Source organism: Nonomuraea sp. NPDC050691 (assembly GCF_040654455.1).
Lineage (GTDB): Bacteria > Actinomycetota > Actinomycetes > Streptosporangiales > Streptosporangiaceae > Nonomuraea.
Map to the genome: position 1 here is coordinate 1 of NZ_JBFAIA010000345.1, position 2640 is coordinate 2640.

General features: G+C 70.5%; 3 protein-coding genes. 2 read left to right on the top strand and 1 reads right to left on the bottom strand.

Annotation, left to right across the window (positions count from 1 at the left end):
* On the top strand, positions 1-1135 hold a 1135-nt coding region (locus AB0H81_RS44530), incomplete at its 5' end, for an MFS transporter (protein WP_358388512.1).
* Between the two features lie 519 nt (positions 1136-1654).
* On the opposite strand, the gene AB0H81_RS44535 is transcribed toward AB0H81_RS44530, so the two are convergent.
* Complete coding sequence (locus tag AB0H81_RS44535; RefSeq protein ID WP_358388515.1) at positions 1655-2140, bottom strand: ArsI/CadI family heavy metal resistance metalloenzyme; 486 nt, start codon at positions 2138-2140, stop codon at positions 1655-1657.
* A gap of 88 nt (positions 2141-2228) precedes the next feature.
* Here AB0H81_RS44535 and AB0H81_RS44540 point away from each other — a divergent pair, with 88 nt between their 5' ends.
* Positions 2229-2612, top strand: coding sequence for a metalloregulator ArsR/SmtB family transcription factor (locus tag AB0H81_RS44540; RefSeq protein ID WP_358388518.1), 384 nt, complete (start codon positions 2229-2231; stop codon positions 2610-2612).
* The last annotated feature ends 28 nt before the right edge of the window (positions 2613-2640 follow it).

The following is a 2640-nucleotide window of genomic DNA, read 5'->3' on the forward strand; positions in this document are numbered from 1 at the left end:
GATCGGGCTGCTCGAACTCGTCTCCGCGGACCTGCGCGTGTCGCCGTCGGCCATCGGCTACCTGGTGACGTGGTACGGCCTGACGGTGGCGGTCCTTTCCCTGCCCATCGCGCGGCTCACCCGCCGGATCGCTCGCCGGTATCTGCTCTCCGGCCTGCTGGCCGTCCTCTTCCTCGCGAGCCTGGTGCCGACGCTGGCGTCCTCCTACGGGGTGCTGCTGGCAGCCCGGGTGGCGACCGCGTCCTCCCAGGCGCTCTTTTGGGCGGTGATGGGACCGGTGGCGGTGGGACTGTTCGCCCCGCGGATGCGCGGCCGGGTCATCGGCGTGCTGTCCCTCGGCGGTTCACTCGCCTCGGTGCTCGGCGTCCCGGCAGGCACCTGGCTGGGACGGCACGCCGGCTGGCAGGCCCCTTTCCTGGTGCTGGGCGGGCTCGCCCTCGTCTCGCTCGTCATCGTCGCCGTCCTGCTGCCGGCCTCGCGTCCCGAGGAGGGGCACGCAGCCCGCGGTGTCACCCCTGACCCTCGCCGGTTCGCGATCGTTCTGGCGATCACAGCTCTCTCGGTGACCGGAGCGTTCGCGGCATTCACGTACGTCGTGACGTTCCTCGCAGAAGCGAGCGGCTTCACCGGTGACTCGGTCAGCGCGCTCCTGTTCGTGTTCGGCGTCGCGGGGGTGGCGGCGGTCACCCTGACCGGGCCGCTGCTCGACCGCTTCCCCCTCGCGACGCTGGCGGTCCCGGTGGCCGGGCAGGCAGTGGCGCTGCTCGCGTTGTCCGCCGCCGGTCACCTGCAGGTCGTGGCGGTCACTATGCTGGCGCTGCTCGGAGCCTCGGTGGGACCGGTCTTCATGGCCACCCAGAACCAGGTCCTGCGGGTGGCGCCGGGCAGGACGGAGATCGCCCTCGCCGCGAACTCGGCTGCCTTCAACGTGGGCGTGGCCGCGGGCGCCCTCGCCGGCGGAGTCGTCCTGCCTCTCCTGGGGGTACGCGGCGCCTTCCTCGCCGGCGGCCTGCTGACTGCGGGGGCACTCGCCCTCGTGCTGCTCCTTCGGCCGGCCGCCGGGGCCGGAACCAGTTCTCACGGCCAGGGACGGCCCGGCCTGTGGCATCGGCTCGGAGATCGCATCGGTTCGTAGCGGCGAATCCGAAGATCCAAACATCCTGAAGAGGTCCAGGAATGGTGAGCTCGCGTATGCAACTGCAGATGGGGCGACGGCTCAGGCGTTGCTGACGAGGGCCCGGCTGCAGCAGGTCGACCAGGGCTACCTGCGCGGCGAGACGATCGCCGCGGCCAATGCCCGGCTGATCGCGGCCCAGGCCGGGGTCCCAGTAGCAATGGAGCAGAATCCAACGGTGTTGCTGCTGACCTGCGGGAACTCCTTGAGAAACCCGATCATAGGACGGCGGGCCCAGAGCCTATCCATACAGGTCAGGCCCATATCCGTTGGATTTTCCGCGATTGCCACTGGGACCCCTCCCAGGATTGAGGCATACGTGCAGGCAAAGGGGTCGTTACGGGCAGTCATCCCCCATCTGCATGAACCAACGCTCCCGCAAGTAACTCCGGAGGCCCCGCGGAGTGCCTTCTGTCGGCACAGCGCAAGGCCCCGCTGCGGCATGCGGCGGGGCCTGATCGCGTCCCCGGGCGGGCCCGGTCAGCAGCAGCCGGCTCCGGTGGCGGCCGGCGCGTTCTGGTCGTCGGCCTGCCCCTCGGCCGGGCCGCAGGCGCACGGTGCGGCGGCCTCGGTGGTGGTCGCTGACTTGCCGAGGGTGTCGGCGTCGGCCTTGACCACATACACCTCCCAGGGCTCGGCGCCGGGGCCACGCACCCACACCTTGTCCTGCAGGGCGTAGCAGCAGGAGGTGTCGTTCTCGGCGAAGGTGGCCAGGCCGGCCTGCTTGAGCCGCTCGGTGGCGGCGTTGACGTCGTCGCTCGAGGAGACCTCGACGCCGAGGTGGTCCATGACGGTCTCCTGTCCCGGCTCGCCCTCCAGGAGCACGAGCTTGAGCGGGGGCTCGGCGATGGCGAAGTTGGCGTAGCCGGGGCGGCGCTTGGCCGGCTCGACGCCGAACAGTCTGGCGTAGAAGGCGATCGAGCCTTCCAGGTCGCCGACGCGCAGGGCGAGTTGAACGCGGGACATGGTGATCTCCCATCGGAAGCGGCTATATCGACAGGCGTCGATATAAGGGAGGTTGCCATCGCGATTAGACGGCTGTCAACATAGACGTATGTCGAAGCAGATGTTGCCGGTGTTCCCCGCCGACGCGGGCTGCTGCGCGCCGATGGTCCGCGAGCCGCTGGCCGAGGACGACGCGGCCGAGCTGGCGCGGATGTTCAAGGCGCTGTCCGATCCGGTCCGGTTGCGGCTGCTGTCCCTGATCGCCTCGCACGAGGGTGGGGAGGCGTGCGTGTGTGATCTGACCGGGCCGTTCGACGTGTCCCAGCCGACCATCTCCCACCACCTCAAGGTGCTGCGCGAGGCCGGTCTGGTCGGCTCCGAGCGGCGCGGCACGTGGGTGTACTACTGGGTGGTCCCGGCGGCGCTGAACCGGCTGTCCGGCCTGCTCCAGATCCCCGTGCGGGTGTCCGTCCCGGCGGGCTCGGGCGCGTGAACCTGCCGCTGGGGCGGCGCCTGGCCGC